The following is a 20,538-nucleotide window of genomic DNA, read 5'->3' as shown; positions in this document are numbered from 1 at the left end:
AATCTGGCCATGCGTCCCCGCCGCCCAACATCCCGCCTACGCAGGGCTGTTGGACCATGGGTCCAGACCGCTGGCAGACGTTCGCAGGGCCTGTATTCGGCCCATTTTCCGGTTCCGGGAAGCCTCGGGGCCGGCTGTGTCGGGCGGCCTGGAGAACTCCCGTCGTCACAGGTCACAGGGCATGTGTTCTTCGGCAGGGACACCCGCGTGCAGTCACCGATCAGAGGGTCCAGTTACAAAGCTTGAGCACAAAATGCACACAGCCCCTCTACATACCGATTCCGATGGTCTAAATTGACCGTGCTTCAGCTGTTCGGGCACGAAGCGACCAGTAATGATCTTTAGGTCCGGCGCGACATATGGCCAGTGGTCGCGTCCCCGGCAGCGGTCGTGGGGGTGGTCATTTCTTGGGGACCGGAAGGGCTTTGGGCGCGGGGAGCGCCCGAGGTCGCGACGGGTTCCGAGGCACCTCGTGGGCGGAGTCGGGTGGTCTAGTCCGGTGCCGCTGGGGTGAGTTGACCACGTAACAGTGCAATGGCCTGGATGGCGTGCACGGGAGGCTGGGGGCCTCTCAAGGGGAGGAACAGCGCGGCGCGGGGGGCGGGGGCGTCTCCCGGGGGAGAGGGACAGTGCTGGGCGATCACGCCCAACCACTGGTGACCTGTGGGGGGTTCTGTGCAGCAGGGGGAATTAGCGAGCCCGTTTCCGTCGGCGAGCGGGCGTCTGACGAACGGGGCAATCAGAGGGCCCGCTGTCGACTGGGAGCAGCGGTACCGACGTACCGTGATCACCAGCGATACCTTGACCACCGCCTTCGTAGTGGCGTCGATCGGCCTCTTCTTCGGGGCCCGGGACGCCGCCAACTGGCATGAGAAGTGGGGCATTCTCGCGTTCGGCACCGAGCTCCTCGTACTGGGAGCGCTCGCGGTCAGCCGGGCGTGGGCGCCGGACGTGCTCGGCCAGGGCGCGGAGGAATTCCGTCGGCTCGGACGTTCGCTGTTCGCGGCGGTCGTCGTCCTCGCGCTCGGCGGGATCGCCCTCACCTCGCGCAACATCAAACTCTGGATCTTCGTCGCGGTCCCCGCGATCGCGCTCGTCACCATGACCGCGCGGTATCTGCTCCGCCTCTGGCTGCACAAACAGCGGAAAGAGGGGCAGTGCCTGCGACCGGTGCTCGCTGCCGGGAGCGTGGCCACCGTGCATGACCTGATCACCCGGGCGCGCAAGTTCCCGCACCTCGGCTGGCGGGTGGAGGCGGTGTGCACGACGGACGGTCTCGGCCTCGACGGTGACCAGCTGGACGGTGTGCCGGTCGTCGGCCGACTGGAAGACGTCGCCAATCACGTCCGGCGCGACGGCTACCGTGTCGTCGCGGTCACACCGGACCCGCACTGGTCGCCTGACCGGCTCCAGCGGCTGGCCTGGAACCTCGAGGGCAGCGAGGCCGAGATGGTCGTGGCCCCCGTCCTGATGGAGGTGGCGGGACCGCGGCTGCATGTCGACGCGGTGCTCGGAATCCCGCTGCTGCGGGTCAGCATGCCGACCTTCACCGGGGGCCGCCGGGTGGTCAAAGGGGTCGTCGACCGATTGGGCGCGGCGATCCTGCTGATGGTGTTCGCGCCGCTGATGGTGCTCGTCGGGCTGCTGGTGCTGATGGACAGCCGGGGCGGTGCGGTGTACCGCCAGCGCAGAGTCGGCAAGGACGGCCGCGAGTTCACCATCTTCAAGTTCCGCACCATGGTCGTCGGGGCCGACCGGGCACGGGCCGCGCTGGCCGACCGCAACGAAGGTGCCGGTCTGTTGTTCAAGCTGCGCCGGGATCCGAGGGTGACCCGGGTGGGAGCAGTGCTGCGCCGGTACTCGCTCGACGAGCTCCCGCAGCTGTTCAACGTACTCGCCGGATCGATGTCGCTCGTCGGCCCGAGGCCTCCGCTGCCGGAGGAGTCCGCGGCGTACGGCCCCGACATCCGGCGGCGGCTCCTGGTCAAGCCAGGCCTCACCGGCCTGTGGCAGATCAGCGGGCGCAGCGACCTGCCGTGGGAGGAGGCGGTCCGCCTCGACCTGCGGTACGTGGAGGACTGGTCGCTCGCCCTGGACACAGTGATCTTGTGGAAGACCCTGCGCGCGGTGTTCTACGGGCAGGGGGCCTACTGATGCGCGGCAATCGCCGTCCGGTCGGCACGTGGACCGCAGGCCGAAAGGGCCTGCCTGGGGGGAAGAGCGGGTCATGAGAGTCAGCGTTTTCGGGCTCGGCTACGTGGGCTGTGTGTCAGCCGCGTGCCTGGCCAGCATGGGGCACGAGGTCATCGGCGTCGACGTGAACCAGGTGAAGGTAGACCTGGTCAACGACGGCAAGGCCCCGGTGGTCGAGGAGAGGATCGGCGAGCTCATCGCCGATGTCGTACGGACCGGGGCGTTACGCGCCACCGGTGACGTACGCGAGGCGATCATGGGCAGCGAGGTGTCGCTGATCTGCGTGGGCACCCCGTCGGAGCCCAACGGCAGCCTGTGCACCACGTACTTGGAGCGGGTCACCGAGCAGATCGGCGCCGCACTGGCCGAGCGGGGCGGGCGGCAGACCGTCGTGTTCCGCAGCACCATGCTCCCGGGCACCTGCCTGAACCTGCTGGTGCCGATCCTGGAGAAGCATGTCGGCGGCACCGCCGGGGTGGACTTCGGGGTCGCGGTCAATCCGGAGTTCCTGCGCGAGGGCACGAGCGTGCGGGACTTCTTCGACCCGCCCAAGACCGTCATCGGCGAGTTCGACCCGGCGAGCGGCGACGCGGTGGCGGCGCTGTACGACGGCTTGCCCGGCGAGGTGTTCCGGGTGCCGCTCCCGACGGCCGAGGCCATCAAGTACGCGGACAACGCGTTCCACGGCCTCAAGATCGGCTTCGCGAACGAGCTGGGCGCGGTGTGCCAGGCGCTCGGGGTGGACTCGCACCAGGTGATCGACGTGTTCCTTGCCGACCGCAAGCTGAACATCAGCCCCGCCTATCTGCGTCCCGGCTTCGCCTTCGGCGGCTCCTGCCTGCCCAAGGACCTGCGCAGCCTGGTCCACGCGGCGCAGCGGGCGGACGTCTCGGTGCCCATCCTGTCGCACGTGCTGCCCTCCAACTCCGACCATCTGCAGCGTGCGGTGGAGCTGGTCGAGCGCACCGGCAAGCGCCGGGTTGGCCTGTTCGGGCTGTCCTTCAAACCCGGCACCGACGACCTGCGCGAGAGCCCGCTCGTCGAGCTGGCGGAGAGACTCTTCGGCAAGGGGTACGACCTCAAGATCTACGACGCCAACGTGAGCATGTCCCGACTGCTCGGCGCGAACCGCGAGTACATCGAGACCCGGCTGCCGCACCTGGCGCAGCTGCTCGCGAACTCCGTCGACGAAGTGCTCGAACACTCCGAGGTGTGCCTGATCGGCACCAAGGATCCGGCCGTGCTTTCGGCACTGCCCCATGGCGAGGGCCCGGTGCTCGTCGACCTCATCCACCTTCCCGACGCCGACGCGCGGCGGGCCGAACCTGGGTACGTGGGCCTTGCTTGGTAACACATCGTTCGATGGAACAACCGGCGGCGACGGGACCAACCGGCGCGCGCTGATCTTGGTGGAAAACCTGTCGGTGCCCTTCGACCGGCGGGTGTGGCAAGAGTGCACGACGCTGCGCGACGCGGGCTGGACGGTGCACGTCATCTGCCCCCAGGGCACCAAGCGGGACACGGAGCCGGAGGCGGTGATCGACGGGGTGCGGATCCACCGCTACCCGTTGCGCGCCGCCACCGGCGGTCCTTCCGGCTACCTGCGGGAGTACGGATCGGCGTTGTGGCACACGGTCCGGCTCGCCCGGAAGGTCGGACCGGTCCACGTGGTCCACGCCTGCAACCCGCCCGACCTGCTGTTCCTGCCCGCGCTGTGGATGAAGCGGCGCGGCGCGCGGTTCGTCTTCGACCAGCACGACCTGGTGCCCGAGCTGTACCTCTCCCGGTTCGACCGCGGCAAGGATCTGCTCTACCGCGCCGTGTGCGCGCTGGAGCGGCGGACCTACCGGGCCGCGGACATCGTGCTCGCCACGAACGAGAGCTACCGGGACGTCGCGGTGCGCCGTGGCGGGCGGCGGCCGGAGGACGTCTTCGTGGTGCGCAGCGCGCCCCAGACCGACCGGTTCCAACCGGTGGACCCCGAGCCGGAGTTGAAGCGCGGCAAGCCTCATCTGCTGTGCTACCTCGGCGTCATGGGCCCTCAGGACGGTGTCGACTACGCCCTGCGGGCCCTGGCGAAGCTGCGCGACGATCTCGGGCGGACCGACTGGCACGCGGTGTTCGTCGGCTCCGGTGACGCCTTCGAGGCGATGGTGGAGCTGTCCCGGAAGCTCGGGCTCGGTGAGCAGGTGCAGTTCACCGGGCGCATTCCGGACGCCGACCTGGTGCGCTACCTGTCCACCGCGGACGTGTGCCTCTCCCCCGACCCGCGCAATCCGCTCAACGACGTGTCGACCATGAACAAGGTCCTGGAGTACATGGCCATGGGCCGGCCGATCGTCTCGTTCGACCTCCGGGAGGCGCGCGTCTCCGCCGGTGACGCCGCCGTGTACGCGCCCGCCAACGACGAGGGCGAATTCGCCAAGCTCATCGCGCTGCTGCTCGACGATCCGAAGGAGCGGGCCCGGATGGGCGAGATCGGCCAGGAGCGGATCACCGGTGAGCTCTCCTGGCGCAACTCGCAGGTGTCGCTGCTCTCCGCCTACGCCGCCGCCTGCCGTGTCCGCACTTCGAAGCGCGGCCCGGCCCGGATCGGGAGGAGGCCGGGCCGTTGAGCGACGACACGATACGCCTGGTCACCATCGGGCGGATTCTCCGTCGGCGACGGCGGCTGCTGGCCGTCCTCGTCGTGGTGGGCGCGCTCGTCGGCTACGGCACGTCGATGCTGTTCCCGCCGAGATACACGACGTCGACATCGGTCCTCCTGGCAGGGCAGTGGGAGGAGCGCGAGCTGCTGACCCAGGCGGAGATCGCGGCCAGTTCGGCCGTGGTCGACCGCGCGGCAGGCACGCTCGACTGGTCCGGCGTCAGCGACAGCGAGCTGCGGGACCAGGTGAGCGCCACGGCCGCCGACGGGAACATCATCAAGATCTCGGGTACGGCCGAGACCCCGGGGCGCGCGCAGCGGCTCTCCGACGAGGTGGCCCAGCAGTTCGTCACCTTCGCGTCGCGGATCGCGGGTGACACCACCGAGGAGCCGGAGACGGCGACGGGGCCCGAAGCGCTGCGGAAGAAGGTGGCGGAGACCAACCGCCGCATCACCGACCTGGCCAACGCGGCCGATCCGGGGCAGACCGTGGAGAGCGTACAGGCCCGTACCGAGCTGGAGAAGCTGCGCACCGCGCTGCAGGAGGCCATGCAGAAGCTGGAGGAGGCCGACCCGGCGTCCAACAAGGCCGGCATGGTCGTCATGGGGCCCGCGGCCCGGCCGACCGGCGAGGCACCGCCGACGAGGCTGCAACTCACCGTCGGCGGGGCGCTGTTGTTCCTGCTGGTCGCGGTCATCGGGCATCTCGCCGCCGCGCGGATGAGCCGTCGGCTGCGCACCGAGGCTGAGATCGCCGCGGCGCTGGGTTCGCCGCTGCTGGGCACCGTCGACGTGCCCGGCGAGCGGTCCGCGCAACGGCCCAGAGGCCCTGGCCCGTGGGCCAGGGTCCGCTGGCTGCTCGGCGCCGACACCCGGTGGGACATACCGACCCCGCAGGTGTCCGGCGACGAGGCCGCCAGGCAGATCCGCTACCGGCGGCTGTGCGCGCGCCTCCGGACCCAACTGCCCGCGCCCCGGCGCCTGTTGGTCGTCGTACCGGAGGGTGACGAGATCGCCCGCCGGGCCGCCGGGCAGCTGGTGGCCGAGGCCAAGAACGATCCGCTGCTGCGGGTGGTGGACGTCTCGGTGTCCCAGCCGATGGTGCCCGACCGCGACACCGAGTCCGGTGCCCTGGTCGTGCTCAGCGCGGGCAGCTGGACCGCGGTGGAGCTCGGCGGCATCGCCGAGGCGTGTGCGGACGGCCGGCACGAGGTCGTCGGCGTCGTCGTCGCCGGCACCGTACGGGACGGGTCGACGCGGTCGGCCGGCCATCGTGCGGACGATGCCACGCCGGCGCTCGCGGTGCGCGGCCACGCGACGGGAGGTTCGGTGTGACGACGAGTACGCCGACGGAATCGTCGGCATCCGCCCCGCTGCTGAATGTGCAGGGTCTTGTGGTGGCGGTGCGCAGACGTCGCCGCCTCTGGTGCTCGCTTGCCCTCCTGGGGCTGCTGGTCGGCGCGGCGGTGGCGGTCCTGCGGCCGCCGGCGCCCGCCGCGGTGGTCAAGGTCCTGGTCGCGCACAAGGAGGACCAGCCGAACGACACCGGGACGCTGATCCGCACCGACGTGGAGCTGCTGGGGACCACGCGGATCGCCGACCGGGCCCTGCGGTCCCTCAAGTCCTCCGAACTCCCGGAAGACTTCATGCAGGACTACCGAGGGACCGGCTTGACCAACAACCTGCTGCAGATCGATGTGACAGGGGAGAGCGACGCGGACGCGGTGGCCCGCGCCAAGGCGCTGGCGGACGCGTTCGTCGCCGACCATGTGCGGCGGATGCAGGAAGCCGCCAAGGCCGAGGCCAAGGCCCTGCGCGACCAGCGTGACCGGATGCGGGGCGAACTCGCCCAGGTCAACGAGGAGATCGGCGGCAGGTCGCCGGAGAGCGACCCGAAGGCGTCGGCGAGCATCGAGTCGCTCTTCGCCCGCAGGGCCGAACTGACCTCGCGGATCGCCGACTTCGACCAGCGCGCCGAGGAGGCCCGCATGGGCACGCCCCGGCTCGTCGCCGGGACGCAGATCGTGGACGCACCGCGCGCGGTGCAGCACTCCATGCCCAAGACCGCTGTCACCAACGCCGCGATCGGGCTCGTCCTGGGGCTCGTCCTCGGGCTCGCGGTGGCCGCGGTCGGCACGGTGGTGGCGGACCGCCCCGTGCTGCGCCGGGACATCGCGGCGAACCTGGGCGCCTCGGTCATCGCCGAGCTGCGCCGCGCGCCCCACCGGCGGGCCGGGCCGTGGCGGCGCCGACGGACCCGGGAGGAGCGGGCACGGCTGACCGCGACCCTGGCCCGCACCGTGCGCGGCTCCGCGGAACCGGTGTCCCTGCTCGAACTGGGCTGTGCGCGCGGCACGAGCGTGATCGCCCTGGACCTCGCGAGGGCCCTGGCCGCGGAGGGGCCGGTGCTCGTCGTCGACGGGCTGCGCCCGCGGCTCGCGGGGCGCGGCCAGGAGCCGGGAGACCCGGCCGTGGTCAGCTTCGAGCAGGCGGCGGCCGTGCCGCATCAGGAGCGCCGGATCGGCGTCGGCTCGGTGGCGCCCGGCGCGGCGTGGACCGACCTGCAGTACCTCGGCACCCAGACCGTGCTCGTCGTGCGGGCCGGGCACGGCAGCGCCGCCTGGCTGCACACCGTGGCGCGGCAGCTCGCGGACCTGCTCATTCCGGTGATCGGTGTGGTGCTGATCGACCCCGATCCGCGGGACCGCACGGACGGCACCCTGTGGGACGGGCTGCACACCGCGCTGCGCGGTCGGCAGAACGGGACGGGCCAGCCGCGGACGGAGCGGCCGTCATGGGCACGAGTCCCGGACATCGACCAGGAAGCGCGGTAGAACATGTGTGGCATCGCAGGCACGTACCGATGGCCGGACGGGAAGGTCGTGGCGGACCGGCTCACCGATACCCTCGCTCACCGCGGTCCGGACGGGGCGGGACGCTACAGCCACTCCGTCGGTGACGGCGACGTACAGCTGGGGCACCGGCGGCTGGCCATCATCGACCTGTCCGAGACCGGCGCCCAGCCGATGGTCTCGGACGGCCTCGCCCTGACGTACAACGGCGAGCTGTACAACGCGCCCGAGCTGCGCGCCGAGTTGGCGGCCTCCGGGGTGCGCTTCCGCGGTACCTCCGACACCGAGGTGCTGCTCGAGGCCTGGCGGCGCTGGGGCACCGACTGCCTGCCCCGGCTGCGCGGCATGTTCGCGCTCGGGATCTTCGACGAGCGCACCGGTGACCTGGTGCTCGCCCGAGACCAGCTGGGCATCAAGCCGCTGTTCGTGCTCCGGCGCGGCGGGGGCCTGGTGTTCGCCTCCGAGCTCAAGGCGCTGGCCGCCGCCACCGGCGGGTCGCTTCAGGTGGACGAGGCGGCGCTGGTGGCCTCGCTGCTGTACTACTGGGTGCCGGACTCGCGCTGCGCGCTGCGCGAGGCGGAGAAGCTGCCGCCGGGCAGCTGGCTGCGTGTCCGGCCCGACGGCCAGGTGCAGCGCGGCAGTTACTGGAATCTGCGGGACGTCGCCGCCGAGGGGCGGGACCGGGCGCGCGGCGGCGAGCTGCCGGACGTGGCCGCCATCGTCGAGGAGTCGACCCGGCGCCACCTGATGTCCGACGTACCCGTGGCGACGTTCCTCTCCGGCGGTCTCGACTCCAGCTATCTGACCGCGCTCGCGGCCCGCGACCGGCCCGGGATCTCCGCTTACACGATCGGGTTCCGTGCCGAGGACGCAAAGTTCGAGGCGATGCCCGACGACCTGCGCTATGCCCGGCAGGTGGCCGAGCAGTTCGGCGTCGACCTGCACGAGATCGAGATCGCGCCCAACGTGCTCGACCTGCTGCCGCAGATGACGCACCACCTGGACGAGCCGATCGGCGACCCCGCCGCCATCAACACGTTCCTGATCTGCGAGGCCGCCCGCGAGGCGGGGGTCAAGGTGATGCTCTCGGGGATGGGCGCCGACGAGCTGTTCGCCGGGTACCGCAAGCACCTGGCCAACCTGATCGCGCTGCGCTACCAGCGTGTCCCGCGGCCCCTGCGGCGCGGTCTGTCCCGGGCCGTGGACCGGCTGCCGGTCGCCACGGCCCGTAGGGGCTACCGGTCGGTGCGCTTCGCCAAGCGGTTCCTGTCCTTCGCCGATCTGCCGGAGGAGACCGCGTTCCGGCGCAGCTACACCATGTACGACCAGGACGAGCTGCTCGCCCTGATCAATCCGGACCTGGCCCCGACGGTCGACGACGTACTGACCGAGCACGCGGACATCTACCAGGACAACGACCTCGACGACTTCGTCAACCGCATGTGCCTGGGCGATGCCCGGATGTTCCTGCCGGGCCTGAACCTCGCCTACACGGACCGCTCCAGCATGGCCGCGTCGACCGAGGTGCGGGTGCCCTACGTGGACGTCGAGGTGGTCAAGGCGGCGTTCGCCGTGCCCGGCGATCGCAAGATCGTCGGACGGCAGGGCAAGGCCGTCCTCAAGGAGGCGGCCACCTCGATCCTGCCCAAGGAGATCGTGTACCGGCCCAAGGGCCTGTTCAGCGCCCCGCTGCGCGCCTGGATGAGCCGGGATCTGGCACCGCTGGTGCGCGAGGTGGTCAACGACGGTGTGCTCGTCAGCTCCGGCTTCCTGCGCCGCGACGCGCTGGCGCGCATGGTCGCCGAGGACGCCGCCGGGCAGCGGGACTTCTCCAAGCATCTGTGGCATGTGCTGACCCTCGAGTACTGGTATCGCGGCGCGACCTCTGGGTCCGGCCGGAGCACTCGGTAAACGGCTTAGGAATCAGAGGAGTTCGAGTGAAGCAAGTTGTGCAGAACTACAAGAGCGGCGAGCTGGCGGTGCTCGACGTGCCGGTACCGGGGTGCAAGCCGGGCGGTGTGCTCGTGCGTACCGCCTACTCGCTGATCTCCACCGGGACCGAGCTCATGAAGGTGTCCGAGGCCGGCATGTCGATGCTGGGCAAGGCCCGCTCCCGGCCCGACCAGGTGGCCAAGGTCGTGCAGAGCGTGGCCACCAACGGGGTGCCGGCCACCTACCGCAAGGTGATGGGCAAGCTCGACTCCTACACGCCGCTCGGCTACTCGCTGTGCGGGGTGGTCGAGCAGGTCGGCGCCGGGATCGACGACGTGAAGGTCGGCGACGTCGTGGCGTGCGCCGGCAATGAGCATGCGCTGCACGCCGAGTTGAACTGGGTGCCGAAGAACCTCTACGTCCCGGTGCCGGACGGCCTCGCGCCCCGGCACGCGGCCTTCGGCACCGTCGGGTCGATCGCGATGCAGGGCGTCCGGCAAGGCGAGCCGCAGCTCGGCGAGGTGGCGCTGGTCATCGGCCTCGGGCTGATCGGGCAGTTGGTGGTGCAGCTCCTGGCCGCTTCGGGAGTACGTGTCGTGGGGGCCGACCCCGACCCGGCGCGCTGCGAACTGGCCCAGCGGCTGGGCGCGGTGGCCTGTGGCGATCCCGCCTCCTCGGCGGTGGAGGCGTCCGTCGCCGAACTCACCGACGGACACGGCGTGGACCAGGTGTACTTGGCCGCCGGTGGCGGCAGCAACCAGCCCGTCGAGCTGGCCGCCCGGCTCTGCCGGGACCGCGGCCGGGTCGTCGACATCGGCAAGTGCCGCCTGGACCTGCCGTGGAACGCGTACTACGAGAAGGAGCTGGACGTCCGCTTCTCGCGCAGTTACGGCCCCGGGCGCTACGACCCGGAGTACGAGCTCGAAGGGCGCGACTACCCGATCGGCTACGTGCGCTGGACCGAGCGCCGCAACCTGGCGTGCTTCCTCGACCTGGTCGCCCGCGGCCGCGTCGACGTGGAGCCCCTGGTCTCCCACGTCGCCGACTTCGATGACGCCGTCGAGACGTACCAGAGCCTGAAGGACGGCGACCTGAAGGCCGTGGCGGTGCTGTTCCGCTACCCCGATCACGTCGAGGAAGCGGAGGAAGGGGAAGCGCAGTCCCCGGCAGTGGCCGTGCCCGCGGTGCAGGTGCGGCCGAGTGCGGCTCGGGCCGTCACGGGGCCCGTGCGCCTTGCGTTCGTCGGCGCGGGCAACTACGCGACGTCGATGCTGCTGCCGCACCTGACCGGGCGCGACGGCGTCGAGCTGTCCACGGTCGTCACCACGACGGCGCTCTCCGCGGCCAACGCGAAGCGGAAGTTCGGCTTCGCCGAGGCGACCACCGATCTCGACGCCGTGCTCGACGACAAGTCCATCGACGCGGTGTTCGTGGTCACCCGGCACAGCTCGCACGCCGAACTGACCCGCAGGGCGCTGCTCGCCGGCAAGACGGTGTTCGTGGAGAAGCCGTTGGCGCTCACCGAGGACGAGCTTGCGGGCGTGCTCGCGGCGGTGGAGGAGTCCGGCAACGACCGGCTCCAGGTGGGCTTCAACCGCCGGTTCGCGCCGCTGCTCCAGGAGGCCAAGGGACGCTTCGGCGCCCGCACCGGTCCGGCGAGCCTGCGCTACCTGGTCAACGCGGGCCGGCTCCAGCACGGCAGCTGGTACCTGCAGCAGGGCACCGAGGGCTCGCGGTTCGCCGGTGAGGGCGGGCACTTCATCGACACGGCGAGCTGGCTGCTCGGGGCCGAACCGGTCTCGGTGTACGCGGTCGCCACGTCCGGCAACGAGGACCTTCAGGTCGTGCTGCGCTACCCGGACGGGTCCACCGCCACCATCAGCTACGTCACCACCGGCGCGGCAGGCTTCCCCAAGGAGACGGTGGACCTGATCGCGGACGGCAAGGTGCTGCGGCTCGACGACTTCGTCCGTGCCTCGGTGTTCGCGGACGGCGGGGTCGGCCGCAAGCGCTGGGTCAGCTCGCGGCTGCCCAAGGCCCGGGACAAGGGGCAGAACGCCGAGCTGGCCGCGTTCATCAAGGCCGTGCGCACGGGCGGGCCGATGCCGGTGCCGCTGGAGTCGCTCGTCGCCACCACGGCGGCCACCCTCGCCGTGCAGACCGGCCTGGCCGGCGGCGCGCCGGTGACGTTGGCGAGGGCGCGATGACGTTGAGCGCGGGATGGTACCTGCGGCGATTATCCCGGATGGGGCCGCGGGAGGTCGGCGGCCGGGTGGGCGACGCGGTGCGCAGGCGGCGGTGGCGCTCGGCGCCGCCGGACTGCCCGGACGTGACCGACGCCCGGTTCAGTGCGGTGCTGCCCGCCGGGACGGCGGCCGCGGTGCCGCCGGACGCCGCGAAGCGTCTCGTCGCCGAGGCGGACCGGCTGATGGCCGGGCACGCCGAGTTCTTCGGGGTGGTCCGCGACGACCTGGTGAACCCGGACTGGTGGTACGACCCGAAGACCGGGCGGCGGGCTCCGTGGGGCTACGCCTTCGACGTGCCGTACCGCAACGAGGAGGCGGTCGGCGACATCAAGCAGATCTGGGAGCCGTCCCGGCACCAGTACCTGACGGTGCTCGCCGCCGCCTACGCGATCACCGGGAACGAGCGGTACGCCGAGCGCGTGGCCGAGCACCTGCGGCTGTGGTGGGCGGCCAACGCGCCGCTGCGCGGCGTGCATTGGATCAGCGGCATCGAGCTGGGAATCCGGCTGCTCTCCTGGGTGTGGATCCGCCGGCTGCTCGACGGCTGGCCGGGCGCCGCCGATCTCTTCGAGGACAACCCGGTGGCGCGGAACCAGATCTGGCACCACCAGCGCTGGCTGGCCGCCTTCCCCAGCCGGGGGTCATCGGCGAACAACCACGTCATCGCCGAGGCCGCCGGGCAGTTCGCCGCGGCCTGCGCGTTCGGCTGGTTCCCCTCGTCGGCGCGTTGGCGAGCCGACGCGCTGCGGTCCCTTGAGCGGCATCTGCGCGCCAACACCTTCGGCTCGGGCCTCAACCGCGAGCTGGCCACCGAGTACCACGGCCTCGTGCTCGAGCTCGGCCTGGCCGCGCTGGCCGAGGCGGATGCCTCCGGCGTGCCGGTCCCCCCGTCGGTGCGCCTGGTGCTGCTGCGGATGACCGACGCGCTCGCGGCCGTGGTGGACGGGCGGCTGCGGCCGCCGCGCCAGGGGGACGCGGACGACGGGCACGGACTGATCGTGGACGGCGCGGGCACCGACCGCTGGGGCTCGCTCCTCGCCACCGGGGACGCCGTGTTCGGACGGCTCGCCTGGTGGCCGGAGGTGACCGGCACCGATGTGCGCACCCCGCTCCTTGCCGCACTCATCAAGCCGTACGCACGGAAGGGAACGGGACCGGCCGTGTCCCGCCCGGCCGACCGCCCGGCGCACTTCGCCGATGCGGGCATGACCATCCTGCGCGGTCCGGACGGGATCTGGTGCCGCTGCGACGGCGGTCCGCACGGGTTCCTGTCCATCGCCGCGCACGCCCACGCGGACGCGCTGTCGGTGGAGGTCCGGCACGACGGGGTCGACGTACTCGCCGACCCGGGCACGTTCTGCTACCACGGGCAGCCCGAGTGGCGGCAGTACTTCCGCTCGACGCTCGGCCACAACACGCTGGAGCTGGACGGCGCCGACCAGTCCGTCTCCGGCGGCCCGTTCCTGTGGACCGGGCACGCCCGCAGCCGCGTCCTGGTCGCGGACACCGCAGGTGAGGACGTGGCCCGCTGGTGCGCCGAGCACGACGGCTACCAGCGCTCGGTGCACCGCCGCCGGGTGGAACTGGTCTCCTCCGCCAAGGAGTTGCGGGTGATCGACGAGGTGCGCGGCCCGCGCCGGGCCGTGCGCCTGGCGTTCCACCTCGGCCCGGCGATCGCCGTCGACCTGGTGGGGAACTGGGCCGTGCTCACCTGGGCCCGGGACGGCGAGGACCGCTCGGCGGTGCTCGACCTGCCCGGACAGCTGGACTGGCGGGCGCATCGCGGCGAGAGCGACCCGCCCCTCGGCTGGTACTCCCCCGGCTTCGGACGCAAGGAACCCGCCACCACGCTGATCGGCACGGGCTTCGCCGACGGCGCAAAGGGGTTCACCACCGTACTCAGGTTCTGCGACTAGGGGGCCGCGTGGGGATCAAGTGGCGGCAGTGGGCGTGGCCGGCGGCACCGGTGGCGCTGGCCCTGCTGGCGACGACCGGCTGTACGAGCTCGTCGGACGACCAAGCGAAGCCGACCGACGCACCGGCCGCGTCCGGCGCGCCGTCCACGTCCGTGGCCCGGGTGTGCGCCAAGCCCGCGGCCGGTCCCGCGAAGGCGCCCAAGGGCGCGGTGAAGGTCGACCCCGCGGTGGTCGGCGACCTGGCCGCGAAGACCAAGAGCAGCCCGCCGGACACCACGTTCTGGCTCGGCCCGGGCAAGCACCGGCTCGATCGGAACCGCTACGCCCAGGTCATCCCCAAGAAGGGGAACCGCTACCTCGGCGCGCCGGGCGCGGTGCTCGACGGCCGGAAGAAGAACCAGTACGCGTTCGGCGGCAGGGCCGACGACGTGACCATCCGCCACCTGACCGTGCAGCGGTTCGTGGCACCGCCGGACGAGGGCGTGGTCAACCACGATTCGGCCGACGGGTGGGTGATCGAGCACGCGACGGTCCAGAACAACTCCGGTGCCGGGCTGATGGCCGGGGCCCGCCAGCAGGTGCGCGCCAACTGCCTGCGCGACAACGGCCAGTACGGCATGAACGCGTACAAGGCCTCCGGCCGCATCAGCGGCCTGGTGGTCGAGGGCAACGAGATCGTGGGCAACAACACCGACGACTGGGAGCGGCGGCGCAAGGGCTGCGGCTGCACCGGAGGCATCAAGTTCTGGGCCGTCGACGGCGCCGACGTGCGCGGCAACTGGGTGCACGACAACCGCGGAACGGGGTTGTGGGCGGACACCAACAACAACGACTTCCGCATCGAGAACAACGTGCTCGAGGCCAACGACGGTGCCGCGCTGATCTACGAGACCAGCTACAACGCGGTCATCCGGAAGAACACGATCCGGCGCAACAACTGGGTCGAGGGCCGCCGGTACGCCGACCGCGGCGACAACTTCCCCTTCGCGACCATCTATCTGTCCGAGTCCGGCGGCGAACCACGGGTCCGGGCCCGCACGGACAAGATCGAGGTCTACCGGAACGTCCTGGAGAACAACTGGTCCGGGATCACCCTGTGGGAGAACGCCGACCGGTTCTGCAACAGCCCGGCCAACACCTCGTCCGGTGACTGCACGCTGCTGGTGAAGAACACCGACCGCTGCGCGCGGCCGAAGATCACCGACGCACCGCTCTACGACGACTGCCGGTGGAAGACCCAGCGGGTGGACATCCACCACAACCGCTTCGTCCTGGACACCTCCGTCGTCAAGTGCACGGTGCAGTGCGGCCGCATGGCGGTGCTCGCCAACTACGGCACCTACCCGGACTGGTCGCCGTACAAGGGCGAACGGGTCTCCGAGGCGATCACCCGCAAGCAGCACAACCGCTGGCACGACAACGTCTACCGCGGACCGTGGAGCTTCATCGCCCACGACCCGAGCGGAAAGCTCGACTTCGCGCAGTGGCAGAGCACGCCGTACAAGCAGGACGCGGGCAGCACCTTCCGCGCGCGGGACGGTGGTTGAGATGAGTCCACAGCACACGGAGCACATGAACCACAAGGACCACACGTCGAAGATCGTCGGGACGGTCTGGGGGCTGCTGATCCTCAACACGCTTGGCTCCGCCGGGGCGAAGACCATCGTCCCGCTGCCCCGCTCCCTCATCCAGATGGTCACCATGGGCGCGCTGGTCGCCGCGTTCGCGCTGGCGCTCGCGGTCAATCTGCGGCTGCGCATCCGGGCCAGTGCCTTCGTGTTCCTGCTCACCCTGCTACTCGTGCCGAGCGTGATCGCCAGCGTGGGCCTGGAGTCCGGGTTCGGGGCGCTGTTCCGCTGCGGGCGGCTCGCTCTCTTCGTCGCCACGCTGTGGCTGCTCAGCCGCTGGTGGGACGGCGGCGTGACGTTCGTGCGGCACCACATCCGGATGTACTTCGTGGTGCTGGGGTCGGTGGCCGCCGGCCTGGTCATCTCACCGGGAGCGGCCCTGCCCGAGCTCTACGGCGGGCGGCTCGTCGGCGCGCTGTGGCCGCTCACCCCGCCGCAGATCGGCCAGTACGCCGCGGTGATCATCGGGCTCACCGTGCTGCTCCTCCTGGGCCGCAGGACCGACAGGACCAGCGCGGCGGTGGTCATCGTGCCCTCCCTCGTCCTGCTCGCGCTGACCCATACCCGCACGGCCACGCTCGGCCTTCTCGTCGGTCTCGCGCTGGCGATCGGCTCGCTCATCCTGACCAGTGCCGCCGCCCGCCGGTTCTTCGCCTGGACGGTGCTGTGCGCCACCGTCGCCACGGTGGCCTTCAGCACCGCCGTGCAGGCGTGGTTCCTGCGCGGGCAGAGCCAGGAGAACTTCTCCAACCTCACCGGGCGGGCCAAGGTCTGGGACGCCCTGCTCGCGGCCCCGCGCACGACATCGGAGCAGCTGTTCGGCATGGGGCTCGGCGACAAGTCGTTCGGCGGGCTTCCGATCGACAACAGCTGGCTGGCCGTCTACCACGAACAGGGTCTGACCGGCGCCGCCATCGTGGCGGCGATCATCATCGTGCTGGCCGGCGTCGCGCTGCTGCGGCCGCCGTCGCTGGCGAGGGCCTGCGCGATCTTCCTGATCAGCTACTGCGCGATCGCGTCGTACACCGAGGCAGGTCTCGGCGACGCCTCGCCGTATCTGCTGCATCTGGCCGTGGCCGCCTCGCTGCTCGCGGCACCCGCCGCGGTCACGCAGCTGCCGACGCCCCCGGCCCCGCGCCGCCGTGTACCGCGCTGGGCCCGCACATCGGAGGTGACTTGAGCATGCATGTCCTCGTGGTGCACAACCGCTACGCGTCGGCGCAGCCGAGCGGTGAGAACAAGGTCGTCGACCAGGAGGCGGAGCTGCTGCGCGCGGCCGGCCACCGGGTGGAGGTGTTCGAGCGGCGCAGCGACGACATCGGTGCCCTGTCCCTGCTCGGCAAGGCCAAGGTGCCGCTGCTCGTGCCGTGGAACCCCGCGGTCCGCGCGGAGCTCGCCGCCCGCCTTCGCGCCTCGCGCCCGGACGTGGTGCACGTCCACAACGTCTTCCCGCTCCTGTCGCCCGCGGTGCTCGCCGCCTGCGCCGACGCCGGTGTGCCCGCCGTCGCCACGCTGCACAACTACAACCAGGTCTGCCCGCCCGGCACGCTCCAGCGCGACGGCCGCCCGTGCACCGAGTGCGTGGGCAGGTCGGCGCCGCTGCCCGCCGTCCGGCACGGCTGCTACCGCGGCTCGCGGCTCGCGACGGTGCCGCTCGCGGTCGGCCTGACGGTCAACCGGCGGCGGTGGTGGTCCGGCGTGGAGCGCTTCCTGTGCATCTCCGCGGCGCAGCGCGACATCCTGGTGCGCTCCGGCCTGCCGGCCGAGCGGCTGGTGGTGAAGCACAACTTCGTGCCGGAGCCGGACGCCTCCCGAGAGGGCGACGGCGAGCATCTGCTCTACCTCGGCCGGCTCGCGGAGGCCAAGGGCCTGCGGCTGCTCATGACCGCGTGGGACGAGATCACCGCACAGGGCGGTGTGGGCGTGCCGCTGGTGATCGCGGGGGCGGGGCCGCTTGAGCAGGAGGTGGCCGCCTGGGCGGCGGGCCGGGACGACGTGCGCTACGTCGGCCTGTACGACGCGGCGGAGTCCCGCAAGGCCGTGGCGCGTTCGGTCGCCGTGGTCGCGCCCTCGACGTGGCAGGAGACGTTCGGCCTGGTGGTCGTGGAGGCGATGGCGGCCGGGGTCCCGACCGTCGCCGCCGGACACGGCGCCTTCGTCGAACTCGTCGACGACGAGGTGACCGGGCTGCTGCACCGGCCGGGCGAGGCCGCCTCGCTCGCGTCCCGCATACGCCGGATCGCGGCCGATCCGGCCCGCAACCGGGAGATGGGCCAGGCGGCCCGGAGCCGTTACGAGCAGGGCTTCAGCCCGGCCGTCGGTCTTGAGCGCCTGGTGAAGGAGTACCGCACCGCGATCGCGGGTCGGTCAGCACTGGCTCGCGGCGGGGACACCCGCGCGGGCAGGGATGGGGGCAGTAGATGACACGATGCCGACTCTGCGGCTCGGCGACTCTGGCGAGCGTCGTCGACCTGGGGGCGACCCCGCCGTGTGAGAGCTTTCTCGCCGCGGACCAACTGGACACGCCGGAGCCGGCGTACCCGCTGCACCTGCGGGTGTGCACCGACTGCTGGCTGGCGCAGATCCCGCCGCTGATCACGCCGGAGGAGACGTTCAAGGAGTACGCGTACTTCTCGTCGTTCTCGACCTCCTGGGTGGAGCACGCGCGCACCTTCGTCGCCGACGCCGTACAGCGTCTTGCGCTCGGTCCCGACGCCTTCGTGGTCGAGGTCGCGAGCAACGACGGGTACCTGCTCAAGCACATGGTGGACCGGGGGATCCGCTGCCTGGGCATCGAGCCGTCGGTGAACGTCGGCGCCGCGGCACGGGAGGCGGGCGTGCCCACGCTCACGGAGTTCCTGAGTCCGGAGACCGGCGCGGCCGCCCGCGCCGAGCACGGCCCGGCCGACCTGGTCGTGGCCAACAACGTGTACGCGCACATCCCCGACGTGGTCGGCTTCACCCAGGGTCTTCGCGCCCTGGTCGCCGACGACGGCTGGGTCTCCATCGAGGTGCAGCACCTGCTGACCCTGATCGAGGAGAACCAGTACGACACGATCTACCACGAGCACTTCCAGTACTACACGGTCGCCTCCGCGGCCCGGGCCCTGGCGAGCGGCGGACTCGCCCTCGTGGACGTCGAGTTGCTGCCCACGCACGGCGGCTCCATCCGGCTGTGGGCCCGCCCCACCGAGGTGGCGGGCGAGCCGACCCAGCAGGTGGCCGACGTGCTGGACCGGGAGAAGGCCGCCGGGCTGCAGGAGCTGTCCGGGTACACCGAGTTCTCCGCCCGGGTGGCCAAGGTGCGCCGGGACCTCCTGCGGTTCCTCATCGATGCGGCCGAGCGCGGCGAGAGCGTCGTGGGCTACGGCGCCCCGGGCAAGGGCAACACCCTGCTCAACCACTGCGGCATCCGGCCCGACCTGCTCGCGTACACGGTCGACCGCAACCCCTACAAGCACGGCAGGTTCACCCCGGGCACCCGCATCCCGATCCTGCCGCCCGAGCGGATAGCCGCCGACAAGCCGGACTACGTCCTCGTCCTGCCGTGGAACCTGCGCGCCGAGCTGGTCGAGCAGCTGTCCTTCGTGCACGAGTGGGGCGGCCGCCTTGTCTTTCCCATCCCGGAACTCAGCATTGTCGAGGTCAAGTCATGAAGGTCGTCCTGTTCTGCGGCGGTTACGGACTGCGGATGCGCAGCGGAACCTCCGACGACATGCCCAAGCCGATGGCGATGGTCGGCCCGCGGCCGCTGATCTGGCATGTCATGCGCTACTACGCGTACTTCGGGCACACGGAGTTCATCCTGTGCCTGGGGTACGGGGCGCAGCACATCAAGGACTTCTTCCTCAACTACGAGGAGACGACGTCCAACGACTTCGTGCTGCGGGGCGGGCAGACCGAGCTGCTGTCCACCGACATAGCCGACTGGACGATCACGTTCGCGCAGACCGGCATCGAGTCGCCGATCGGTGAGCGGCTGCGCCGGGTGCGCCACCATCTGGACGGCGACGAGATGTTCCTCGCCAACTACGCCGACGTGCTCACCGACGCCCCGCTGCCGGAGATGATCGACCGGTTCTCCCGGCGTGACGCCGGGGCGTCGATGATGGTGGTGCCGCCCCAGTCCTCGTTCCACTGCGTGGACATGGGCGAGGACGGCCTGGTCGGGGGCATCACCCCGGTGAGCGAGCTGCCGATGTGGGAGAACGGCGGCTACTTCGTGCTCCGCCAGGAGGTCTTCGACCACATCCCGGAGAACGGGGACCTGGTCGCCGACGGCTGTGCCCAACTGGCCAAGCGGGGGCGCCTCGTGGCGCACCAGCACCGCGGCTTCTGGAAGCCGACCGACACCGTGAAGGAGCGCGCCGCGCTCGACGAAGCCTACGCCCGGGGCGACCGCCCGTGGGCCGTGTGGGAGCGGGACGCCGCCGGAGCCCGGGCGTGATCCGGCTGGGGGCCGGACCCCTGGAACGGATCGTCGTGGTCGGCGCGCACTGCGACGACATCGCCATCGGCGCCGGCGGCAGCCTGCTGACGATGTGCCTGGCGCAGCCGGGCATGCGCGTCGACGCGCTGGTGCTCACCGGCGGTGGCAGCGAGCGGGAGCAGGAGGAGCAGGCCGCGCTCGCCGCGTTCTGCCCGGGCGCCGACCTGCGGCTGACCGTCCTCAAGCTGGCGGACGGCCGGCTGCCGGCGCAGTGGGAGGAGGCCAAGGCCGCCGTCGAGGAGCTGCGCGCGCAGACCGACCCTGATCTGGTGCTCGCGCCGCGCACCGATGACGCGCACCAGGATCACCGCGGCCTGGCGCGGCTGATGACCACCGCGTTCCGCGACCACCTCGTACTCGGCTACGAGATCGTCAAGTGGGACGGCGATCTCGGCCGTCCGCCCGCGTACCAGCCGCTGTCGCCGGAGATCGCCGAACGGAAGGTGCGGCTGCTGCAGGAGCACTACCCCTCGCAGCGCCACCGCCCCTGGTACGACCGCGAGGCCTTCCTCGGCCTCGCACGCATCCGCGGCATCGAATGCCACGCGCGCTACGCCGAGGCGTTCGCCGTCACCAAATTCACGCTCGACCTGGGCACTTCGAATGTCCTGGGCACTTCCAATGTGGGGGAATGA

The 20,538-nt window shown here is 71.3% G+C and carries 14 protein-coding genes; all 14 read left to right on the top strand.

The annotated features are described in order from the left end of the window. Positions 1 to 675: 675 nt before the first annotated feature. The 14 genes from ACZ6ZP_RS12130 to ACZ6ZP_RS12065 all read left to right on the top strand — a co-directional run bounded on the left by ACZ6ZP_RS12130 (position 676) and on the right by ACZ6ZP_RS12065 (position 20,538). Positions 676 to 2,154 (top strand): sugar transferase, encoded by a 1,479-nt coding sequence (locus ACZ6ZP_RS12130; RefSeq protein WP_351157743.1) that lies wholly within the window; start codon positions 676 to 678, stop codon positions 2,152 to 2,154. A gap of 73 nt (positions 2,155 to 2,227) precedes the next feature. Beyond that, positions 2,228 to 3,544, top strand: coding sequence for a nucleotide sugar dehydrogenase (locus ACZ6ZP_RS12125; protein WP_351157746.1), 1,317 nt, complete (start codon positions 2,228 to 2,230; stop codon positions 3,542 to 3,544). Continuing rightward, positions 3,534 to 4,808, top strand: a complete 1,275-nt coding sequence (locus ACZ6ZP_RS12120; protein WP_469406626.1) for a glycosyltransferase family 4 protein — start codon at positions 3,534 to 3,536, stop codon at positions 4,806 to 4,808. Before ACZ6ZP_RS12125 ends, ACZ6ZP_RS12120 begins: the two co-directional genes overlap by 11 nt. Further along, a complete protein-coding gene (locus ACZ6ZP_RS12115) occupies positions 4,805 to 6,175 on the top strand; it encodes a Wzz/FepE/Etk N-terminal domain-containing protein (RefSeq protein ID WP_366463007.1) in 1,371 nt (456 codons plus the stop codon). The genes ACZ6ZP_RS12120 and ACZ6ZP_RS12115 overlap by 4 nt, the downstream gene beginning before the upstream one ends. Continuing rightward, positions 6,172 to 7,674 (top strand): Wzz/FepE/Etk N-terminal domain-containing protein, encoded by a 1,503-nt coding sequence (locus tag ACZ6ZP_RS12110; RefSeq protein WP_469406624.1) that lies wholly within the window; start codon positions 6,172 to 6,174, stop codon positions 7,672 to 7,674. The genes ACZ6ZP_RS12115 and ACZ6ZP_RS12110 overlap by 4 nt, the downstream gene beginning before the upstream one ends. A 3-nt stretch (positions 7,675 to 7,677) precedes the next feature. Further along, positions 7,678 to 9,603, top strand: a complete 1,926-nt coding sequence (gene asnB / locus ACZ6ZP_RS12105) for an asparagine synthase (glutamine-hydrolyzing) (RefSeq protein ID WP_469406622.1) — start codon at positions 7,678 to 7,680, stop codon at positions 9,601 to 9,603. Between the two features lie 26 nt (positions 9,604 to 9,629). Continuing rightward, on the top strand, positions 9,630 to 11,831 hold the full coding sequence (locus tag ACZ6ZP_RS12100; protein WP_366463009.1) for a bi-domain-containing oxidoreductase: 2,202 nt from the start codon (positions 9,630 to 9,632) through the stop codon (positions 11,829 to 11,831). Then, positions 11,828 to 13,786, top strand: coding sequence for a heparinase II/III family protein (locus ACZ6ZP_RS12095; protein WP_469406621.1), 1,959 nt, complete (start codon positions 11,828 to 11,830; stop codon positions 13,784 to 13,786). Before ACZ6ZP_RS12100 ends, ACZ6ZP_RS12095 begins: the two co-directional genes overlap by 4 nt. Before the next feature lie 8 nt (positions 13,787 to 13,794). Next, positions 13,795 to 15,333, top strand: a complete 1,539-nt coding sequence (locus tag ACZ6ZP_RS12090; protein WP_351157763.1) for a right-handed parallel beta-helix repeat-containing protein — start codon at positions 13,795 to 13,797, stop codon at positions 15,331 to 15,333. A gap of 1 nt (position 15,334) precedes the next feature. Next, on the top strand, positions 15,335 to 16,594 hold the full coding sequence (locus tag ACZ6ZP_RS12085) for an O-antigen ligase domain-containing protein (RefSeq protein ID WP_383826180.1): 1,260 nt from the start codon (positions 15,335 to 15,337) through the stop codon (positions 16,592 to 16,594). A 2-nt stretch (positions 16,595 to 16,596) separates the two neighbouring features. Next, positions 16,597 to 17,838 (top strand): glycosyltransferase, encoded by a 1,242-nt coding sequence (locus ACZ6ZP_RS12080; RefSeq protein WP_351157769.1) that lies wholly within the window; start codon positions 16,597 to 16,599, stop codon positions 17,836 to 17,838. Then, a complete protein-coding gene (locus ACZ6ZP_RS12075) occupies positions 17,835 to 19,070 on the top strand; it encodes a class I SAM-dependent methyltransferase (protein ID WP_351157772.1) in 1,236 nt (411 codons plus the stop codon). Before ACZ6ZP_RS12080 ends, ACZ6ZP_RS12075 begins: the two co-directional genes overlap by 4 nt. After that, complete coding sequence (locus tag ACZ6ZP_RS12070) at positions 19,067 to 19,861, top strand: sugar phosphate nucleotidyltransferase (protein WP_351157775.1); 795 nt, start codon at positions 19,067 to 19,069, stop codon at positions 19,859 to 19,861. The genes ACZ6ZP_RS12075 and ACZ6ZP_RS12070 overlap by 4 nt, the downstream gene beginning before the upstream one ends. Continuing rightward, complete coding sequence (locus tag ACZ6ZP_RS12065) at positions 19,858 to 20,538, top strand: PIG-L deacetylase family protein (protein WP_399981599.1); 681 nt, start codon at positions 19,858 to 19,860, stop codon at positions 20,536 to 20,538. Before ACZ6ZP_RS12070 ends, ACZ6ZP_RS12065 begins: the two co-directional genes overlap by 4 nt.

This window comes from Streptomyces sp. NPDC054047, from assembly GCF_055585065.1.
This window is presented reverse-complemented; position numbering and strand designations above follow the sequence as displayed.